Here is a 17,735-nt window from a genome sequence, read left to right as displayed (position 1 = left end):
TAGTGCTACACAGTCCGACGGTTGTACATCTCCACCCTACACGTATCCCTGATAATTCGGGTGCTGCCGCGCGCAGAATCCGCAGCGGGTTGGCATTTACCGTGAGCTCCGGAAGGGGAGGTCACGCATCATGGCTAATTTAGGCGTTGTTTCCGAAGCATTCGCTCGGGGTCGTCCGCAGCTGACTGCACTTTGTGAACTGGCCGTGAATGTGGCGCGCAAGGCGAGTCAAAACTCTGCTTTGCGGCGTATTTCAGGCCTCATGTCACCTGCGCTCGTTACACCTGAAAACTCTACCGTTACGTAGCGAAAGCCCCGTAGGACGGCCTCTCGTCCTCGTGAATTGCGTTGGTCAGGGCCGGTTTTTGACCGTTAGTCCACTGTCCAGCCACTTTTGGCGGCGTTCGCGACTATAGCAGCAATGATTAAGTGCTTCAATTCCATAAAAAATTGTTATGATCGCCGCCATGACAACTACTGCCCCTCCGACCCCTGGCGTTCAACTGCTCGAGGTCTCGCCGGAATATGCCGGCCAACGAATCGATAACTTCCTGCTGGCCCGGCTCAAAGGCGTGCCCAAGACCTTGATCTACCGTATTTTGCGCAAAGGCGAAGTGCGGGTGAACAAAGGTCGGATCAAGCCCGAGTACAAGCTCCAGGCCGGTGACGTCGTGCGCGTGCCGCCGGTTCGCGTGCCCGAGCGTGATGAGCCGGTACCCCTGGCCCAAGGGCTGCTGCAGCGCCTTGAAGCGTCGATCATCTATGAAGACAAGGCCCTGATCGTGATCAACAAGCCCGCGGGCATTGCGGTTCACGGCGGCAGCGGCCTGAATTTCGGTGTGATCGAAGCCTTTCGTCAGTTGCGTCCGGACACCAAGGAGCTGGAACTGGTCCATCGCCTTGACCGCGACACCTCCGGCCTGCTGATGATCGCCAAGAAGCGCAGCATGTTGCGCCACCTGCACGAGCAGTTGCGCGGCGATGGCGTCGACAAGCGCTACATGGCGCTGGTGCGTGGCCGCTGGGAAACCTCCATCAAGCAAGTCCGTGCGCCGTTGCTCAAGAGCAACCTGCGTTCCGGCGAGCGCATGGTCGAAGTCAACGAGGAGGGCAAGGAGGCGCTGACGGTGTTCAAGGTGCTGCGCCGCTTCGATGACTTCGCCACTCTGGTCGAAGCCAAGCCGGTGACCGGGCGCACGCACCAGATCCGTGTCCACACCTTGCATGCCGGGCATTGCATCGCCGGTGACAGCAAGTACGGCGATGACGATTTCACCAAGGAAATCCGCGACCTGGGCGGCAAGCGCCTGTTCCTCCATGCCTATATGCTCACCGTGCCGTTGCCCGATGGTGGCGAACTGAAATTGCAGGCCCCGGTGGATGACATGTGGGCCAAGACCGTGGAGCGGTTGAGTGCATCCTGACTACAAACTGCTGATCTTCGATTGGGATGGCACTCTGGCGAATTCCATTGGTCGGATCGTGGAGGCGATGCATGTCGCATCGGATCGCTCGGGTTTTGCCCGGTGCGACGATTTTGCGGTCAAGGGCATCATCGGCTTGGGATTGCCGGAGGCGATTCGCAGTTTGTACCCGGAGATCGACGACGATGATCTGGTGGTTTTTCGCCAGCATTATGCTGATCACTACATTGCGCTGGAGGCCGAGCCTTCGCCATTGTTCGAGGGTGTGGTTCATACCCTTGAAACCTTGAAAGGCGAGGGTTATCACTTGGCGGTCGCGACCGGCAAGGCTCGTCGCGGGTTGGATCGGGTATTGAGGGCCCATGGTTGGGACGATTACTTCGATATCACTCGCGCCGCTGATGAGACAGCGAGCAAGCCGCATCCGCTGATGCTCGAGCAGATACTGGCCCATTGTGGAGTGCGGCCTGCGCAAGCATTGATGGTGGGGGATTCTTCTTTTGACCTGCAAATGGCGCGCAATGCCGGCATGGGTTCGGTGGCTGTGAGCTATGGCGCGCAGTCCATCGAGGCACTCAAGGCGTTCGAGCCGCGACTGGCGATTGACCATTTTCCTGAATTGCACGCCTGGCTGAGCCGGCGCGCCGATTAAAGTCTGTTGAGGATGCATGTATGACCGATGAATGGAAGGCACCGGCCAAGGCGAGCGCTGACAACGGTGATGAAAAAAGCTGGAAGCTGCTGGAAAAGACTTTGCTGGCCGGTGTGGAGGAACAGCGTCGTGCGCGCCGCTGGGGGATCTTCTTCAAGTGCCTGGTCTTTATCTATCTGTTTTTCGGCTTGGCGATGATCTTCCAGGCTTTTGATGGGAAGAAAATTTCGGGAGGTGGTTCGGCCTATACGGCGGTCATCGACATTGAGGGCATAATTGCCGACAAGGAGGCGGCCAGCGCGGATAACATCATTGGCAGCCTGCAGGCTGCGTTCGAGGATTCGAAGGTCAAGGGCGTGGTGCTGCGCATCAACAGCCCGGGTGGTAGCCCGGTGCAATCGGGGTATGTTTACGACGAGATCGTTCGGTTGCGCGCATTGCACCCGGATACCAAGGTGTATGCCGTCATTTCCGATCTCGGTGCTTCCGGTGCCTATTACATTGCCAGTGCGGCGGACCAGATCTATGCCGACAAGGCCAGCCTGGTGGGCTCCATTGGTGTGACAGCGGCCGGCTATGGCTTTGTCGGGACCATGGAGAAACTGGGTGTGGAGCGTCGGGTGTATACCTCTGGCGAGCATAAGTCCTTCCTTGATCCGTTCCAGCCGCAAAAGCCTGAAGAGGCTGCTTTTTGGCAGGGCGTGCTCGACACGACCCACAAGCAGTTCATTGCCAGCGTCAAGAAGGGCAGGGGCGAGCGCCTGAAGGACAAGGAGCATCCGGAGCTGTTTTCCGGGCTGGTCTGGTCGGGAGAGCAGGCATTGCCGCTGGGCCTGATCGACGGCTTGGGCAGTGCCAGTTCGGTGGCGCGGGATGTGATCGGTCAGAAGGACCTGGTGGACTTCACGATCGAAGAGTCGCCGTTCGATCGTTTCTCGAAAAAGCTGGGGGCAAGCATCGCCGAGCATCTGGCGATGTGGATGGGCTTCCAGGGGCCAGCGCTGCGCTAGCTCATCGTTTCGTGCGATCTTCTGTTGCGAGGAAATCCGCTGTGGGGGCAAAGCTTGCTCGTGATGAACGATAACCCGGCTGGCCTGCACCCTCGCGGCGCCTGCATCGCGGGCAAGCCTTGCTCCCACAAATAAATCCCTTCGCCACAGGTTGTATGTGGCTTCAGGGAACCTGCACGCCCTCGGCCAGCAACATATCCACAAGGCGAATCAGCGGCAGGCCGATCAGGCTGGTGGCGTCCGGCCCTTCGGTGCTCTGGAACAGGCTTACGCCAAGTCCCTCGGCCTTGAAGCTGCCGGCGCAGTCGTAAGGTTGCTCGGCCCGCAGGTAGCGTTCGACGCGCTCTGGGTCCAGGGTGCGCATGTTGACGGTAAACGGAATGCAATCGACCTGGCAGGCGCCGGTCTGGCTGTTGAGCAGTGCCAGGCCGGTCAGGAACGTGACCTTGGCGCCGCTGGCGGCCAGCAGTTGTTCGCGAGCCTTCTCGAAGGTGTGAGGCTTGCCCAGAATGCGTTCGCCGAGCACGGCGACCTGGTCTGAACCGATGATCAGGTGCGCCGGGTGGCTGTCGGCCAGTGCCAAGGCTTTTTCCCGGGCCAGGCGCTTGACCAGTTCGAGGGCGAGCTCGCCGGGGCGATGGCTTTCGTCGATGTCGGGTGAGCTGCAGACGAACGGCAGTCCCAGGCGGGCAAGCAATTCCCGGCGATAGACCGAGCTTGAGGCAAGTAATAAAGGCAGCATGGGCGGCTCCAGAAGGCAGGGGTGAATTCTAGCGAGGCGCGCAAGTGACGGACAGGGCTGAATTTCCTTTGACATGGCCGGGGGCATCCCTATAATGCTGCGCCTATGTTGAATGACCCGATTCCACCTCACGTTGACCCGCGCAAATTGGCTGACCGTGGCACCACCCTTCAAGGTGAACTGCTGCTGGCCGATTTGAAGAGACTCTGCGACCCGCTTTCCGACGATGTCGGTACGGTCCAGGCCAAATTCGTTTTTGAACGAGATGAACGTAAATCTGTGGTTATCCACAGCTTTATCGACACTGAAGTCAAAATGGTTTGCCAGCGTTGTCTTGAGCTGGTCACCCTGCCGATCCACAGCGAGTGCAGTTACGCCGTGGTGAAGGAGGGTGCGAATACCCAGTCGTTGCCGAAAGGTTATGACGTGCTGGAACTGGGCGAAGATCCATTGGATCTGCAGTCACTGATCGAGGAGGAGCTTCTGCTCGCCTTGCCCATTGTGCCTGCTCATCATCCGGAAGAATGCCAGCAGCCGGCGGGAGCAGATGAGCCCGAACCGAGCGAGGACGAGGTAACGCGGTCCAACCCGTTCAGTGTATTGGCGCAGTTAAAGCGTGACCCAAACGTTTAGGAGTTAATCAATTATGGCTGTTCAGCAGAACAAAAAATCCCGCTCTGCCCGTGACATGCGCCGTTCGCACGACGCTCTCGAGGCTAGCACCCTGTCTGTAGAAAAAACCACTGGTGAAGTTCACCTGCGTCACCACGTATCGCCTGAAGGCGTATACCGTGGCCGTAAAGTGATCGACAAGGGCGCCGACGAGTAATCACTTGTCCGCTCAAGTCATCGCGATTGACGCAATGGGCGGGGACTTCGGTCCCCGCAGCATTGTTCAGGCCAGTCTTGCTTGTCTGAATGCTACGCCCTCGTTGCACCTGACCCTCGTCGGTCAACCCTCCCTCCTGGAAGAAATGCTCAGCGGCCAATCGGCTGTCGATCGCGCGCGCCTGACGATTGCCCCGGCGTCCGAAATCATCACCATGGACGAAAAGCCGGCTCAGGTCCTGCGCGGCAAGCCTGATGCTTCGATGCGGGTGGCCCTTGAGTTGCTGCGCGATGGCAAGGTCCAGGCATGCGTCAGTGCCGGCAATACCGGTGCGTTGATGGCGCTGTCGCGCTACGTGCTCAAGACCTTGCCGGGTATCGACCGGCCTGCGATGGTGGCAGCGATCCCGACCCAGCGTGGGTTTTGTCAGTTGCTGGACCTGGGGGCCAACGTCGATTGCAGTGCCGAGCATTTGCTGCAGTTCGCGGTGATGGGCTCGGTCGCGGCGGAAACTCTGGGCATCGTGCGCCCTCGTGTGGCGTTGCTGAACATCGGCACCGAAGACATCAAGGGCAACCAGCAGGTCAAGCTGGCGGCCACGCTGCTGCAGGGTGCGCGGGGCATCAACTACATCGGCTTCGTCGAAGGCGATGGCTTGTACCGTGGCGAGGCCGATGTGGTGGTATGCGATGGCTTCGTTGGCAATATCCTGCTCAAGTCCAGCGAGGGGCTGGCGACCATGATCGGCCAGCGTATCGAGACCTTGTTCAAGCAAAGCTTCGTCTCGCGGGTAGTCGGCGCCCTGGCACTGCCGTTGATGCGACGGTTGCAGGCCGACCTGGCGCCGGCGCGGCACAACGGTGCGAGTTTCCTCGGGTTGCAAGGGATCGTGATCAAGAGCCACGGCTCGGCGGGCGTGCAGGGTTTTCAGAGTGCGATCAACCGGGCAGTGATCGAGATCCAGGAAAACCTGCCGAAGCGCCTGCACGGTCGCCTCGAGGATTTGTTAACTTAGGCGTTTTCGTCCGACAATGCTTAAATGTGACCGGTCGGTTCAACCCGCCATCCAACTCTCAGTTTCCTAGCGCCCCCAGGGGCGTCAATTTTTGACGACAAGATCATTAGGGGCTTTGTTTTCATGTCTGCTTCCCTCGCATTCGTCTTTCCAGGACAGGGCTCGCAGTCCCTCGGCATGCTGGCCGAGCTGGGCGCGCAATACCCGCTGATCCTCGAAACATTCAAAGAAGCTTCCGATGCGCTCGGCTGTGACCTCTGGGCGCTGACCCAGCAAGGGCCGGAAGATCGCCTCAATCAAACCGATAAAACCCAACCGGCCATCCTGACCGCCTCAATCGCATTGTGGCGTCTGTGGCTGGCTGAAGGCGGCGCGCGCCCGGCGTTCGTCGCCGGTCATAGCCTGGGCGAATACAGCGCCCTCGTAGCCGCTGGCAGCCTGAGCCTGGGCGACGCGGTGAAGCTGGTGGAGCGTCGTGGCCAGTTGATGCAGGAGGCGGTTCCGGCCGGGCAGGGCGGCATGGCCGCGATCCTTGGCCTGGAAGACGCTGATGTGCTGGCCGCCTGTGCCGAAGCGGCGCAAGGCGATGTGGTCAGTGCGGTGAACTTCAACTCCCCGGGCCAGGTGGTCATCGCCGGTGCCAAGGCCGCTGTCGAGCGCGCCATCGAGGGCTGCAAGGCCCGTGGTGCCAAGCGCGCCATGCCGCTGCCGGTCAGCGTGCCGTCGCACTGCGAACTGATGCGTCCGGCTGCCGAGCGCTTTGCCGAATCCATCGCCGCCATCGACTGGCAGGCCCCGCAGATTCCCGTGGTACAGAACGTCAGCGCCAATGTGGCGCCGGATCTCGAGACCCTCAAGCGTGATCTGCTGGAGCAACTCTACAAGCCGGTTCGCTGGGTCGAATCGGTGCAGACCCTGGCGGCCAAGGGCGCGACCGAGCTGGTCGAATGCGGTCCTGGCAAAGTGCTGGCAGGCCTGAACAAACGCTGCGCCGAAGGCGTGTCGACTTCCAACCTCAACACCCCAGACGCCTTCGCTGCCGCCCGTGCAGCGCAGGCCTGAACAGGAGAAGCTTGCATGAGTCTGCAAGGTAAAGTTGCACTGGTGACCGGTGCAAGCCGTGGCATCGGCCAGGCCATCGCCCTGGAACTGGGTCGTCAAGGCGCCATCGTTATTGGCACCGCGACTTCCGCTTCGGGCGCCGAGCGTATCGCCGCGACCCTGAAAGAAAACGGCATCCAAGGCACCGGCCTCGAGCTGAACGTCACCAGCGACGAATCCGTTGCGGCGGTGCTGGCAAGCATTCAGGAGCAGTTCGGTGCGCCGGCGATCCTGGTCAATAATGCCGGTATCACCCGCGATAACCTGATGATGCGCATGAAAGATGACGAGTGGTTCGACGTGGTCGACACCAACCTGAACAGTCTGTACCGGCTGTCCAAGGGCGTTCTGCGTGGCATGACCAAGGCTCGCTGGGGTCGAATTATCAGTATCGGTTCGGTTGTGGGTGCCATGGGCAACGCAGGCCAAGTAAACTATGCTGCGGCGAAGGCCGGTCTGGAAGGTTTCAGTCGTGCGCTGGCGCGTGAAGTGGGTTCGCGCTCGATTACGGTAAACTCGGTTGCACCGGGTTTCATCGATACCGACATGACCCGTGAACTGCCAGAAGCACAGCGTGAAGCCTTGTTGACGCAGATTCCGCTGGGTCGTCTGGGGCAAGCTCAAGAAATCGCGTCCGTGGTCGCTTTTCTTGCGTCGGACGGTGCGGCATACGTGACCGGGGCTACAATCCCGGTAAACGGCGGGATGTACATGAGTTAAATGTGACGGATTGCTTCAAAAAAATGTCATACGAGCTGTCTAAAATCCGTTATAAAGCTGCAATCAATTTATAGACGGCGGGCCGCAGGGTTTGAGGAGTGAAGCTTTCGGTTGAAAAATCGAAAAGTTCTTCTATACACTTACCCACCGGCCAGCTGCCTGAATTTGTCCATTAGGAGTGAAAACAAGGTATGAGCACCATCGAAGAGCGCGTCAAGAAAATCGTTGCCGAGCAACTGGGCGTTAAAGAAGAAGAAGTTGTGAACACCGCTTCCTTCGTTGAAGACCTGGGTGCCGACTCCCTTGACACTGTTGAGCTGGTGATGGCTCTGGAAGAGGAATTCGAGACCGAAATTCCTGACGAAGAAGCTGAGAAGATCACTACTGTACAAGCTGCTATCGACTACGTTACCAGCCACCAGGCGTAATCGTTTTTAGTCGTCGCTAGCTGTCATGGAAAAACCGCACTGCCATCACGGCGTGCGGTTTTTTCTTTAGGCCTGATGCAAAGTCGTCATTAGAAAAAGGAGAGTGCTGTGTCGCGTAGACGCGTCGTAGTCACCGGTATGGGTATGTTGTCGCCACTGGGCACGGATGTGCCGAGCAGTTGGCAGGGCATTCTGGCTGGCCGCAGTGGCATTGGTCTGATCGAACACACCGACCTTTCTGCCTATTCCACCCGTTTTGGCGGCTCGGTAAAGGGCTTCAATGTCGAGGAATACCTGTCGGTCAAGGAAGCTCGCAAGCTTGACCTGTTCATTCAATACGGCCTGGCAGCCGGTTTCCAGGCCGTGCGCAACGCCGGGCTGGAAGTCACCGACGCCAACCGTGAACGCATCGGCGTGGCCATGGGCTCGGGTATTGGCGGCTTGACCAATATCGAAGAAACCAGCCGCACGCTGCACGAGTCGGGGCCGCGACGGATTTCTCCGTTCTTCGTGCCGGGCTCGATCATCAACATGATTTCCGGTTTCCTGTCCATCCACCTGGGTGCCCAGGGACCCAACTACGCCATTGCCACGGCGTGCACCACCGGGACCCACTGCATCGGCATGGCCGCGCGCAACATCATGTATGACGAAGCTGACGTGATGATTGCCGGTGGCGCCGAGATGGCGGCTTGTGGCCTGGGCATGGGTGGCTTTGGTGCTTCCCGCGCGCTGTCGACCCGCAACGACGAGCCCGCTCGCGCGAGCCGACCATGGGACAAGGGCCGTGATGGCTTCGTGTTGTCCGACGGTGCCGGTGCGCTGGTGCTCGAGGAGCTGGAGCACGCCAAGGCGCGCGGCGCGACCATCTATGCCGAGCTGATCGGCTTTGGTACCAGTGGCGATGCGTACCACATGACGTCGCCACCGGCCGATGGCGCCGGTGCTGCCCGTTGCATCGCCAACGCCTTGCGTGATGCGAAACTCAACGGCGAGCAGGTGCAGTACATCAACGCCCACGGCACTTCGACCCCGGCCGGCGACCTGGCCGAAGCCCGGGCGATCAAGACCGTGTTCGGTGAGCACGCGTACAAGCTGGCGGTCAGCTCGACCAAGTCCATGACCGGTCACCTGCTGGGTGCGGCGGGGGCGGTGGAAGCGATCTTCAGCGTCCTGGCGATCAACAGTCAGACAGCGCCGCCGACCATCAACCTCGATGAACCGGACGAAGGCTGCGACCTGGACTTCGTGCCGCACACCGCCCGCAGCATGGACATCGATGTGGTGCTGTCCAACTCCTTCGGCTTTGGCGGGACCAACGGTTCGCTGGTGTTCCGCCGGTTCGCCGGTTGATGGAAAGCTGGGTCGACGGTCAGCCGGCCGACGTCCTGTCGCTGAAAGATCGCGGCCTGGCTTACGGCGATGGGTTGTTCGAGACCCTCGCCGTGCACGATGGCCGGCCAGTGTTGCTGGACCGCCACCTGCAGCGCCTGGAAGCCGGCTGCCGACGGTTGGCGCTCAACGTCGACATGACCGCGTTGAGCGCTGAGCTCAATGCCTATGCCCGCTGCCTGGGCGACGGCGTGCTGAAGCTGATCGTGACCCGTGGCGACAGTCTGCGCGGTTATGCCGCAGATCCCTCGAGGCCGGCCCGACGCATCCTGCAAGCAAGCCCACCAGCCGCGTATCCCATCGCCCATGCCGAGCAAGGCGTTCTCCTGTTTCCTTGCTCCGTGCGGTTGTCCGAGCAGCCCTTGCTCGCCGGCCTCAAGCATCTCAATCGCCTGGAACAAGTGCTGGCCCGTGCCGAATGGAGCGACGGGCAGTACGCCGAAGGCTTGATGCTGGATGTGACCGGGCGGGTGATCGAAGGTGTGTTCAGCAACCTGTTCCTGGTGCGCGATGGTGTGTTGTTCACGGCGGACCTGAGCCGTTGCGGCGTGGCCGGTGTGATGCGCGCAGAATTATTGTTTCAAGCCAAGTCTCAAGGCATCGCCACGCAAATCACCGACATCAGTCTCGAACAGCTGCACCAGGCTGATGAAGTCTTTGTCTGCAACAGCGTTTATGGCGTGTGGCCGGTACGCGGATGCGGTTCGGCGCGCTGGTCGGTTGGCCCGCTCACCCGTAAACTGCAGACCCTTGCCCGTGCCCTATTGGATGTTTGATTCGTGAGACGTAAATTCTTGCTGCTGCTGGAGACCGGCCTGGTTCTGGCAGGGCTGTTGTTGGGCGCTTCGGCCTGGAAGATTCACTCGGCGCTGCAACAGCCGCTGAACATTACCCAGGAAGAACTGCTGGACGTGCCCAACGGGACCACCCCGACCGGAACCCTCAAGCGCCTCGAAGCCGATGGCTTGATCAAGGATGCCTTCTGGCTTCGGGTCTATTGGCGCTTCAATCTCGCCGGCCAGCCGCTGCACTCCGGTGAATATCGGATGGTGCCGGGCATGACCATGGAAGGCCTGATCGGTGTCTGGAAACGCGGAGACGTGGTGCAGTACAGCGTGACGCTGGTGGAGGGCTGGAATTTCCGTCAGGTGCGCGCCGCGCTGAGCAAGGATGAAAAACTCCAGCAGACCCTCACCGGCCTGAGCGACAGCCAGGTGATGGACCGTCTTGGTCACTCCGGGATATTTCCCGAAGGCCGGTTCTTCCCGGACACCTATCGCTTTGTGCGCGGCACCTCGGATGTCGACCTGCTGAAAAAAGCCTACGACCGCTTGGAAGACGTGCTTGCCAAGGAGTGGGCGCAGCGTGCCGCCGACGTGCCTTACACCCAGCCGTATCAAGCACTGATCATGGCGTCGCTGGTGGAGAAGGAAACCGGCGTGCCCCGGGAGCGCGCGCAAATTGCCGGCGTTTTTGTGCGACGCATGCGCCTGGGCATGTTGCTGCAGACCGATCCTACGGTGATCTATGGTCTGGGTGAGCGCTACACCGGCAAACTCACCCGCGCCCATTTGAGAGAAGAAAACCCCTATAACACTTACCTGATCCCAGGCTTGCCGCCGACGCCGATTGCGATGGTGGGGCGCGAAGCGATTCATGCGGCATTGAACCCGGCGTCGGGCAATAGCCTTTACTTCGTCGCGCGCGGCGACGGCAGCCACGTGTTTTCCGATAACCTGGAGTCGCACAACAACGCGGTGCGCGAATTCCAGCTCAAGCGCCGTGCCGATTACCGCTCCAGCCCGGCCCCGGCAACGCCGGACGAGCCGGCGCCGACCCCGGCGGCATCACCCGATACGGCACCTGAAGACGTCCCCCAGGTGCCGCCCCAGCAACCTGCCCCTGAACCGGATGCCAGCGAGCCGCCGAGCCCGCAATGACTTTGATTAAGGATCGCCTGTGACTGGCTTGTTTATAACGCTGGAAGGCCCGGAAGGCGCCGGCAAGAGCACCAACCGCGAATACCTGGCCGAATGCCTGCGGGCTGCCGGCATCGAGGTGGTGTTGACCCGCGAGCCGGGCGGTACGCCGCTGGCCGAGCGAATTCGCGAGGTGCTGCTGGCGCCCATTGACGAAGTCATGAACCCCGACACCGAGCTGTTGCTGGTGTTCGCGGCCAGGGCACAGCATCTGGCCGAGGTGATTCGCCCGGCGCTGGCCCGTGGCGCGGTGGTGCTCTGCGATCGTTTTACCGATTCGACCTATGCCTACCAGGGCGGCGGCCGGGGCCTGTCCGTGGAGCGCATCGCCGCGTTGGAAACCTTTGTCCAGGGTGACCTGCGGCCAGACCTGACCCTGGTGTTCGACCTGCCGGTGGAAATTGGCCTGGCCCGCGCCAGTGCCCGTGGGCGACTGGATCGTTTCGAGCTTGAGGGCCAGGCTTTCTTCAACGCCGTGCGCAATGCCTTCCTGAGTCGCGCAAAGGCCGATCCGGCGCGTTACGTGCTGATCGATGCCGCGCAACCGCTGACCCAGGTCCAGCAGTCCCTGGACGGCTTGCTGCCGCGTTTGCTGGAGCGTGTCCGTGGCTGAAGCCTATCCGTGGCAAGACGGTCTCTGGCAGCAACTGGCTGGTCGTGCCCAGCATGCCCATGCCTATCTGTTGCATGGCCCGGCCGGCATCGGCAAGCGGGCACTGGCCGAGCGCCTGATGGCCAGCCTGCTGTGCCAGCGTCCGGGTATCTCCAATGCCTGCGGCGAGTGCAAGTCCTGCCTGCTGCTCAAGGCGGGCAGCCATCCCGACAATTATGTGCTGGAGCCGGAAGAGGCGGACAAGGCGATCAAGGTCGACCAGGTTCGGGACTTGGTCAGCTTCGTGGTCCAGACCTCACAGATGGGCGGGCGCAAGGTGGTGCTGATCGAGCCGGTCGAGTCGATGAACATCAACGCCGCCAACGCCTTGCTCAAGAGTCTCGAAGAACCTTCCGGCGATACCGTGCTGTTGCTGGTCAGCCATCAGCCGAGTCGCTTGCTGCCGACCATCAAGAGTCGCTGCGTGCAACAGGCCTGCCCGCTGCCGAGCGAGGCGATGAGCTTGCAATGGCTGGCCCAGGCCTTGCCCGACAGCAGCGACGAAGAGCGTGTCGAACTGCTGACCCTGGCGGCCGGCTCGCCCCTGGCGGCTGTCAGCCTTCAGGCTCAGGGCGTGCGGGAGCAGCGGGCCTTGGTGGTGGACGGGGTCAAGAAACTGCTCAAGCAGCAGCAATCCCCCACGCAACTGGCCGAGGGCTGGAACGCGATCCCGTTGCTCTTGCTGTTTGACTGGTTCTGCGACTGGTCGAGCCTGATCCTGCGCTACCAACTGACCGAGGACGAGGCCGGCCTGGGGTTGGCGGACATGCGCAAGGTGATCCAGTACCTGGCGCAAAAAAGCAGCCAGGATAAAATCTTGAACATTCAGGACTGGATTCTTGCCCAACGTCAGAAGGTGCTGGGCAAAGCGAACCTCAATCGGGTGCTGTTGCTTGAAGCGCTGTTGGTGCAGTGGGCGAGTTTGCCTGGTCGAAACTGACAGACACGGCCTAGTGTGATACGGGACACTAGACTCAGCTCAATCGCAGCGGAGATCAGCATGAACGAACCTGTCAGCCCCGGGCCACGCAACGGCATCCTGTCCCTGACTATCAAGGACAAGTCGGTGCTCTACGCCGCCTACATGCCCTTCATCAAGAACGGCGGCCTGTTCATTCCCACCAACAAGAATTATCGCCTGGGCGATGAAGTGTTCATGCTCTTGAGCCTGATGGATGAATCGGAAAAGATCCCGGTCGCCGGCAAGGTGATCTGGATGACCCCCAAAGGCGCCCAGGGCAACCGGGCCGCCGGCGTCGGCGTGCAATTCAGCGACGGCGACAATTCAGCCCGCAATCAGATCGAAACCCACTTGGCCGGCTCGCTGAAGTCCGACCGTCCCACTCATACGATGTAGCCTGGCCTTTTATGCTTGTAGATTCCCATTGTCACCTTGACCGTCTCGACCTCGCTGCCCATGGCGGTTCCCTGGATGCTGCGCTGGACGCGGCCCGTGAACGGGGTGTCGGTCACTTCCTGTGCATCGGCGTAAGCGCCGACAACGCCGCCGACGTCAAGGCTCTGGCCGAACGTTATGCCGATGTCGATTGCTCGGTCGGTATCCACCCGCTGGATGTCCAGCCCGACGCCGCGCCGGCGCTCGATTGGCTGTTGCGTGAGCTTGATCACCCACGGGTGGTCGCCATCGGCGAAACCGGCCTGGATTATCACTACGAACCGGAAGCCGCCGACGTGCAGCAGGCGTCGTTTCGGCTGCACCTGGAGGCTGCCCGGCAAACCGGCAAGCCGGTGATCATCCACACCCGTGGCGCCCGGGCCGACACCCTGGCCTTGCTGCGTGACGCCGCGCTGCCCCAGGCCGGGGTGCTGCATTGCTTCACCGAGGACTGGGACATGGCCAAGGCCGCCCTGGACATGGGCTATTACATTTCCTTGTCCGGGATTGTCACGTTCCGCAATGCCGATGCGTTGCGCGACGTTGCCGGCAAAGTGCCGGCTGATCGGCTCTTGGTGGAAACCGACTCGCCTTACCTGGCGCCTATTCCCTATCGCGGCAAGCCGAACCTTCCGCAATACGTACGGGAAGTGGCAGAGTTTCTGGCGATGCTGCGCGGCGAGTCCTACGAGCGGTTTGCCGAACAGACCACGGAGAATTTTAAGCGGTTGTTTGCGCTGGCTCACGTGCGTCCTGCGCAGGCCTGAATTGCATGCAAAAAAAACCCGGGTTCTGGGGGGTGAATCCGGGTTAAGACCATTAGGAGTAAAACAAAGGCACGCGGTCCGTTGGTACCTTTATCAGCGCGTCACTTGGGGGAGATGTCGCGCCGACAGTTCAAGTATTGATCAGTATGCCCACCCGTCCAGTCTGGCCGGGGCGGTTTTTAAACAAATTTGGAATACGCTCGCTTCGGATAAGTTCTCACTGTCGCCAAAGCTCGCAGGTGCGGCGCATTGGCACGGGAAACGGCGAGCCGGGTGTGTACGGTTTTGTGAAGAACACTGGCCGAGAACGGATGATCCGTGCATTTTTGCGTAAGTTAGGCATAATACCCGGCTTCGAATTTTGACCCTTCAGACCTTTTTCTTATGCACAAAGAACCCCGTAAGGTCCGTGAGTTTCGCCGCCGCGAGCAGGAAATTCTCGACACCGCGCTCAAGTTGTTCCTCGACCAGGGTGAAGACAGTGTCACCGTCGAGATGATTGCGGATGCCGTGGGTATCGGCAAAGGCACGATTTATAAACATTTCAAATCCAAGGCGGAGATTTACCTGCGCCTGATGCTCGACTACGAGCGCGATTTGAACGAGCTGCTGCATTCGGCCGATGTAGACAAGGACAAGGAGGCGCTGTCCCGGGCCTACTTCGAGTTCCGCATGCGTGACCCGCAGCGCTACCGCTTGTTCGATCGCTTGGAAGAGAAGGTGGTCAAGGGCAACCAGGTGCCGGAGATGGTCGAGGAGTTGCACAAGATCCGCGCCTCGAACTTCGAACGCCTGACCCTGCTGATCAAGGGTCGGATCAGCGAAGGCAAGCTCGAAGACGTGCCGCCTTATTTCCATTACTGCGCTGCCTGGGCGCTGGTGCACGGCGCGGTGGCGCTGTATCACTCGCCGTTCTGGAGCAATGTGCTGGAAGACCAGGAGGGTTTCTTCCAGTTCCTGATGGACATTGGCGTGCGCATGGGCAACAAGCGCAAGCGCGATACCGACGTCCCGAGCAGCTAAGGCCGCACAGGCCAAGACATTCAGCTGTCTTATTGCGCCATGTCCGCTTACATGGCGCAGTGTCCCAGTAATATACTCAGGCTTGGGTCTTGCGAAATCTTGATTTCTAGGTCAACTTTCGCAAGTCCGATTTTTCTCGTGCCGGAGTGATCCATGATCGTTGACCGTCAAGGCAGGCGTTTCCGTAATCTGCGGATCAGCCTGACCTCCGCCTGCAATTACGCCTGTACCTACTGCGTGCCTGACGGCAAGCGGCTGGTGGCTGCGCAGGATGAACTGTCGGCCGAGGCCATGGCGCGCGGCGTGGCCTATTTGATCGAGGCCGCCGGTATCGAGCGGCTGCGCATCACTGGCGGCGAACCGTTGGTCAGCCCCAAGCTCGAGCGTTTCATGATGGCGGTGGGGCAGATGGGCCTGGAGGACATCAGCCTGACCACCAATGGTCAGTTGCTGGCGAAAAAACTGCCCTTGCTGGTGGATGCCGGTATCCGTCGCATCAACGTTTCCCTCGACACCCTGGACCCCGCCGCGTTTCGCAGTATCGCCCGTGGCGGCGACCTGGCGACCGTGCTCGACGGCATGGAGCAGGCCCGGGCCACCGGAATGATGATCAAGGTCAATATGGTGCCGTTGCGCGGGCAGAACCTGGACCAGGTGATGCCTTTGCTCGAATACTGCCTGGAACGTGGCTATGAGTTGCGTTTCATCGAGTTGATGCGCATGGGACACCTGGCCAGCGACTCCAACGCCTTCCTGCAACAGTTCGTCAGCCTCCAGCAATTGCTCAGCCTGATTGGCGATCAGTACGAATACCTGCAAGCCGATGCGCCAGTGGATGCCACGGCGGTGCGCTATGAGATACCAGGGCTGGGGCACTTTGGCGTGATCGCCAACGAAAGCGTGCCTTTTTGCCGTACCTGTTCGCGCCTGCGGTTGTCTTCCACCGGCTGGCTGCACGGCTGCCTGTCGTCGAGTAACCGTCACTTCGTCGGCGACCTGTTGGACAAGCCACGCCACCAGGCCTTGCCGGCGCTTCAGCGCTTGTTGGTCAAGGCGCTGGGGGACAAACAGGAAGTGGCATTCTCCGGCGGGGCAACCATTATGAAAATCATCGGCGGCTGACCGGCTCAACCAGGTGCACTCTGCTGTAGGAGCTGCTGTAGGAGCTGCTGTAGGAGCTGTCGAGTGCAACGAGGCTGCGATCTTTACCCAAGCCATTGAATCATGAGCGAACCCCCGGTGGATCAAGATCAAAAGATCGCAGCCTTCGGCAGCTCCTACGGGTTACTGCGCACCTTCATCCTGCAAGCTGGCGCAAAAGCTGCATCCCACGACCATTCGCCGGTTTTCCGACACCGGTTTTTTGGAGGGTAGGATGCGTAGCCTGGTTTTGCTGCTGGCCGTTTTGGCGCTTGGTGGCTGCATGAATGTCAGCGACATGGGAGAGGGTGTTCGTTATCACATGAGCGACGCCGGCCTGCTGGACCATAGCGACAGCCGTCGTGTGAACAACCTGCGTATTCAGCCCGACTCGTTCATCTACATCGCCCAGGGGGCTTTCGCTCCGCCAGGCAGTGCTTATCCGCGTCCCAACATCGTGGCCGAAGAAGCCTTCAATGGCTTCATCGAATATTTTCCCATGGTCCGTCGCGCCCGCGTTCCCGAAGGCCTCGACCAGGCCATGGGCGAAGCCCGTTCCGCCGGTGCCCATTATTTGCTGTACACCCGCTTCGCCAAGGCCGACAACCGCATTGGCAACTCCGACGAATGGCTGGATGAAGAAGCCGTGGATCGCCTGGGTGTGGATACCAGCGTGATTCAAATCATGTTGATCGAGACCAGCACCCAGTATTTGATTGATACTGCACGTATCAAGAGTCGTGGCGGTTTACTGACGTGGCACGACAAGCAGCCCCAAGACCTCATCGCCACGCCTTTGCGTGAGTATGCCCGCAGCCTGCTGGGGATGAGCGACGAATAAATAATCAGGAGTCACCATGAGCGGACCGCAAAAAGCCAATGATTTGCTGGGGCAGATTCCCAAGACCAAAGGCCTTCCGCCGGTCCACTTGTGGAACCCCGACTTCTGCGGCGACATCGACATGCGCATTGCCCGGGATGGCACCTGGTACTACTTGGGCACGCCCATCGGGCGAAAGCCGATGGTCAAGCTGTTCTCCACCATCATCCGCCGCGACGGCGATGATTACTTCCTGATTACCCCCGTGGAAAAAGTCGGCATCAAGGTCGATGACGCGCCGTTCGTGGCCGTGACCCTTGAGGTCCAAGGGCAGGGGGAGGGGCAGTTGTTGCGCTTCACCACCAATGTCGAGGAAACCACTGAGGCTGGCGCCGAGCATCCGCTGCGGGTGGTGATCGATCCCCAGACCCAAGAGCCAGCGCCCTACGTGCATGTGCGCAGCAATCTCGAAGCGCTGATTCATCGCAATGTGTTCTACCAACTGGTGGAGCTGGCGGTCAGCCGCGAGATCGACGGGCAGCGCTGGTTGGGCGTATGGAGCAGCGGCGAGTTTTTCCCCATCGGCCTGGAACCGTAAACCCTGTGGGAGCGGGCTCGCTCGCGAAGACGCCGACCCATCCAACA

Annotated in this window: 21 protein-coding genes; 20 read left to right on the top strand and 1 reads right to left on the bottom strand. The window is 60.4% G+C overall.

Going from position 1 to position 17,735, the window contains the following annotated elements; translation table 11 throughout:
- Nucleotides 1-467 precede the first annotated feature (467 nt).
- From rluC to GFU70_RS20045, 3 genes are read left to right on the top strand one after another with little or no spacing between them, the layout of a single operon-like run.
- Nucleotides 468-1,424: a 23S rRNA pseudouridine(955/2504/2580) synthase RluC gene (gene rluC / locus GFU70_RS20055; protein ID WP_153388706.1), complete on the top strand. Its 957-nt coding sequence runs from the start codon at nt 468-470 to the stop codon at nt 1,422-1,424.
- Entirely contained in the window at nt 1,414-2,076 is a 663-nt protein-coding gene (locus GFU70_RS20050; RefSeq protein WP_116641559.1) for an HAD-IA family hydrolase, read from the top strand. The genes rluC and GFU70_RS20050 overlap by 11 nt, the downstream gene beginning before the upstream one ends.
- Nucleotides 2,077-2,096: 20 nt before the next feature.
- Complete coding sequence (locus GFU70_RS20045; protein ID WP_153388705.1) at nt 2,097-3,086, top strand: S49 family peptidase; 990 nt, start codon at nt 2,097-2,099, stop codon at nt 3,084-3,086.
- Nucleotides 3,087-3,249: 163 nt separating this feature from the next.
- Here the strand turns inward: GFU70_RS20045 and GFU70_RS20040 are convergent, their stop codons facing one another.
- A complete protein-coding gene (locus GFU70_RS20040) occupies nt 3,250-3,828 on the bottom strand; it encodes a Maf family protein (RefSeq protein WP_153388704.1) in 579 nt (192 codons plus the stop codon).
- A gap of 105 nt (nt 3,829-3,933) precedes the next feature.
- Here GFU70_RS20040 and GFU70_RS20035 point away from each other — a divergent pair, with 105 nt between their 5' ends.
- The 17 genes from GFU70_RS20035 (at nt 3,934) to GFU70_RS19955 (ending at nt 17,688) form a co-directional block, all read left to right on the top strand.
- Entirely contained in the window at nt 3,934-4,461 is a 528-nt protein-coding gene (locus GFU70_RS20035; RefSeq protein WP_003204262.1) for a YceD family protein, read from the top strand.
- A gap of 13 nt (nt 4,462-4,474) precedes the next feature.
- Nucleotides 4,475-4,657 carry a 50S ribosomal protein L32 gene (gene rpmF, locus GFU70_RS20030; protein WP_003179396.1) on the top strand — a complete coding sequence of 61 codons (183 nt, stop codon included), beginning with the start codon at nt 4,475-4,477 and terminating at the stop codon, nt 4,655-4,657.
- Nucleotides 4,658-4,661: 4 nt separating this feature from the next.
- A complete protein-coding gene (gene plsX, locus GFU70_RS20025; protein WP_153388703.1) occupies nt 4,662-5,672 on the top strand; it encodes a phosphate acyltransferase PlsX in 1,011 nt (336 codons plus the stop codon).
- Between the two features lie 123 nt (nt 5,673-5,795).
- The gene (gene fabD / locus GFU70_RS20020) at nt 5,796-6,734 is read left to right on the top strand and encodes an ACP S-malonyltransferase (protein WP_153388702.1); all 939 of its coding nucleotides are present in this window, start codon (nt 5,796-5,798) and stop codon (nt 6,732-6,734) included.
- Between the two features lie 15 nt (nt 6,735-6,749).
- Entirely contained in the window at nt 6,750-7,493 is a 744-nt protein-coding gene (fabG, locus tag GFU70_RS20015; RefSeq protein ID WP_018613558.1) for a 3-oxoacyl-ACP reductase FabG, read from the top strand.
- A gap of 191 nt (nt 7,494-7,684) precedes the next feature.
- Nucleotides 7,685-7,921: an acyl carrier protein gene (gene acpP / locus GFU70_RS20010; RefSeq protein WP_003175607.1), complete on the top strand. Its 237-nt coding sequence runs from the start codon at nt 7,685-7,687 to the stop codon at nt 7,919-7,921.
- A 108-nt stretch (nt 7,922-8,029) separates the two neighbouring features.
- Nucleotides 8,030-9,274, top strand: a complete 1,245-nt coding sequence (fabF, locus tag GFU70_RS20005) for a beta-ketoacyl-ACP synthase II (RefSeq protein WP_058544662.1) — start codon at nt 8,030-8,032, stop codon at nt 9,272-9,274.
- Nucleotides 9,274-10,089 (top strand): aminodeoxychorismate lyase, encoded by an 816-nt coding sequence (pabC, locus tag GFU70_RS20000; RefSeq protein WP_116641565.1) that lies wholly within the window; start codon nt 9,274-9,276, stop codon nt 10,087-10,089. The genes fabF and pabC overlap by 1 nt, the downstream gene beginning before the upstream one ends.
- Before the next feature lie 3 nt (nt 10,090-10,092).
- A complete protein-coding gene (mltG, locus tag GFU70_RS19995) occupies nt 10,093-11,253 on the top strand; it encodes an endolytic transglycosylase MltG (RefSeq protein ID WP_081264481.1) in 1,161 nt (386 codons plus the stop codon).
- 19 nt (nt 11,254-11,272) lie between these two features.
- On the top strand, nt 11,273-11,905 hold the full coding sequence (tmk, locus tag GFU70_RS19990; RefSeq protein ID WP_153388701.1) for a dTMP kinase: 633 nt from the start codon (nt 11,273-11,275) through the stop codon (nt 11,903-11,905).
- On the top strand, nt 11,898-12,884 hold the full coding sequence (locus tag GFU70_RS19985; RefSeq protein WP_116641566.1) for a DNA polymerase III subunit delta': 987 nt from the start codon (nt 11,898-11,900) through the stop codon (nt 12,882-12,884). Before tmk ends, GFU70_RS19985 begins: the two co-directional genes overlap by 8 nt.
- Nucleotides 12,885-12,944: 60 nt before the next feature.
- Entirely contained in the window at nt 12,945-13,301 is a 357-nt protein-coding gene (locus tag GFU70_RS19980; RefSeq protein WP_046063690.1) for a PilZ domain-containing protein, read from the top strand.
- A gap of 11 nt (nt 13,302-13,312) precedes the next feature.
- The gene (locus GFU70_RS19975; protein ID WP_058544657.1) at nt 13,313-14,107 is read left to right on the top strand and encodes a TatD family hydrolase; all 795 of its coding nucleotides are present in this window, start codon (nt 13,313-13,315) and stop codon (nt 14,105-14,107) included.
- Between the two features lie 384 nt (nt 14,108-14,491).
- Nucleotides 14,492-15,130, top strand: a complete 639-nt coding sequence (locus GFU70_RS19970) for a TetR/AcrR family transcriptional regulator (protein WP_003204240.1) — start codon at nt 14,492-14,494, stop codon at nt 15,128-15,130.
- A gap of 153 nt (nt 15,131-15,283) precedes the next feature.
- Complete coding sequence (locus GFU70_RS19965; RefSeq protein ID WP_153388700.1) at nt 15,284-16,252, top strand: GTP 3',8-cyclase MoaA; 969 nt, start codon at nt 15,284-15,286, stop codon at nt 16,250-16,252.
- 253 nt (nt 16,253-16,505) lie between these two features.
- The gene (locus GFU70_RS19960; protein WP_058544655.1) at nt 16,506-17,111 is read left to right on the top strand and encodes a DUF4823 domain-containing protein; all 606 of its coding nucleotides are present in this window, start codon (nt 16,506-16,508) and stop codon (nt 17,109-17,111) included.
- 16 nt (nt 17,112-17,127) lie between these two features.
- Nucleotides 17,128-17,688 carry a DUF1285 domain-containing protein gene (locus GFU70_RS19955; protein WP_058544654.1) on the top strand — a complete coding sequence of 187 codons (561 nt, stop codon included), beginning with the start codon at nt 17,128-17,130 and terminating at the stop codon, nt 17,686-17,688.
- Nucleotides 17,689-17,735: the final 47 nt, after the last annotated feature.

Source organism: Pseudomonas brassicacearum (assembly GCF_009601685.2).
GTDB lineage: Bacteria > Pseudomonadota > Gammaproteobacteria > Pseudomonadales > Pseudomonadaceae > Aquipseudomonas > Aquipseudomonas kilonensis_B.
This window is presented reverse-complemented; position numbering and strand designations above follow the sequence as displayed.

Coding starts and splice junctions, on each gene's coding strand:
- fabD (WP_153388702.1), top strand. CDS start 5,796: ATGTCTGCTTCCCTCGCATTCGTCTTTCCAGGACAGGGCTCGCAGTCC.
- GFU70_RS20035 (WP_003204262.1), top strand. CDS start 3,934: ATGTTGAATGACCCGATTCCACCTCACGTTGACCCGCGCAAATTGGCT.
- acpP (WP_003175607.1), top strand. CDS start 7,685: ATGAGCACCATCGAAGAGCGCGTCAAGAAAATCGTTGCCGAGCAACTG.
- GFU70_RS20040 (WP_153388704.1), bottom strand. CDS start 3,828: ATGCTGCCTTTATTACTTGCCTCAAGCTCGGTCTATCGCCGGGAATTG.
- rpmF (WP_003179396.1), top strand. CDS start 4,475: ATGGCTGTTCAGCAGAACAAAAAATCCCGCTCTGCCCGTGACATGCGC.
- GFU70_RS19960 (WP_058544655.1), top strand. CDS start 16,506: ATGCGTAGCCTGGTTTTGCTGCTGGCCGTTTTGGCGCTTGGTGGCTGC.
- GFU70_RS19955 (WP_058544654.1), top strand. CDS start 17,128: ATGAGCGGACCGCAAAAAGCCAATGATTTGCTGGGGCAGATTCCCAAG.
- GFU70_RS19970 (WP_003204240.1), top strand. CDS start 14,492: ATGCACAAAGAACCCCGTAAGGTCCGTGAGTTTCGCCGCCGCGAGCAG.
- fabG (WP_018613558.1), top strand. CDS start 6,750: ATGAGTCTGCAAGGTAAAGTTGCACTGGTGACCGGTGCAAGCCGTGGC.
- GFU70_RS20045 (WP_153388705.1), top strand. CDS start 2,097: ATGACCGATGAATGGAAGGCACCGGCCAAGGCGAGCGCTGACAACGGT.
- pabC (WP_116641565.1), top strand. CDS start 9,274: ATGGAAAGCTGGGTCGACGGTCAGCCGGCCGACGTCCTGTCGCTGAAA.
- rluC (WP_153388706.1), top strand. CDS start 468: ATGACAACTACTGCCCCTCCGACCCCTGGCGTTCAACTGCTCGAGGTC.
- GFU70_RS19980 (WP_046063690.1), top strand. CDS start 12,945: ATGAACGAACCTGTCAGCCCCGGGCCACGCAACGGCATCCTGTCCCTG.
- GFU70_RS19975 (WP_058544657.1), top strand. CDS start 13,313: ATGCTTGTAGATTCCCATTGTCACCTTGACCGTCTCGACCTCGCTGCC.
- GFU70_RS19965 (WP_153388700.1), top strand. CDS start 15,284: ATGATCGTTGACCGTCAAGGCAGGCGTTTCCGTAATCTGCGGATCAGC.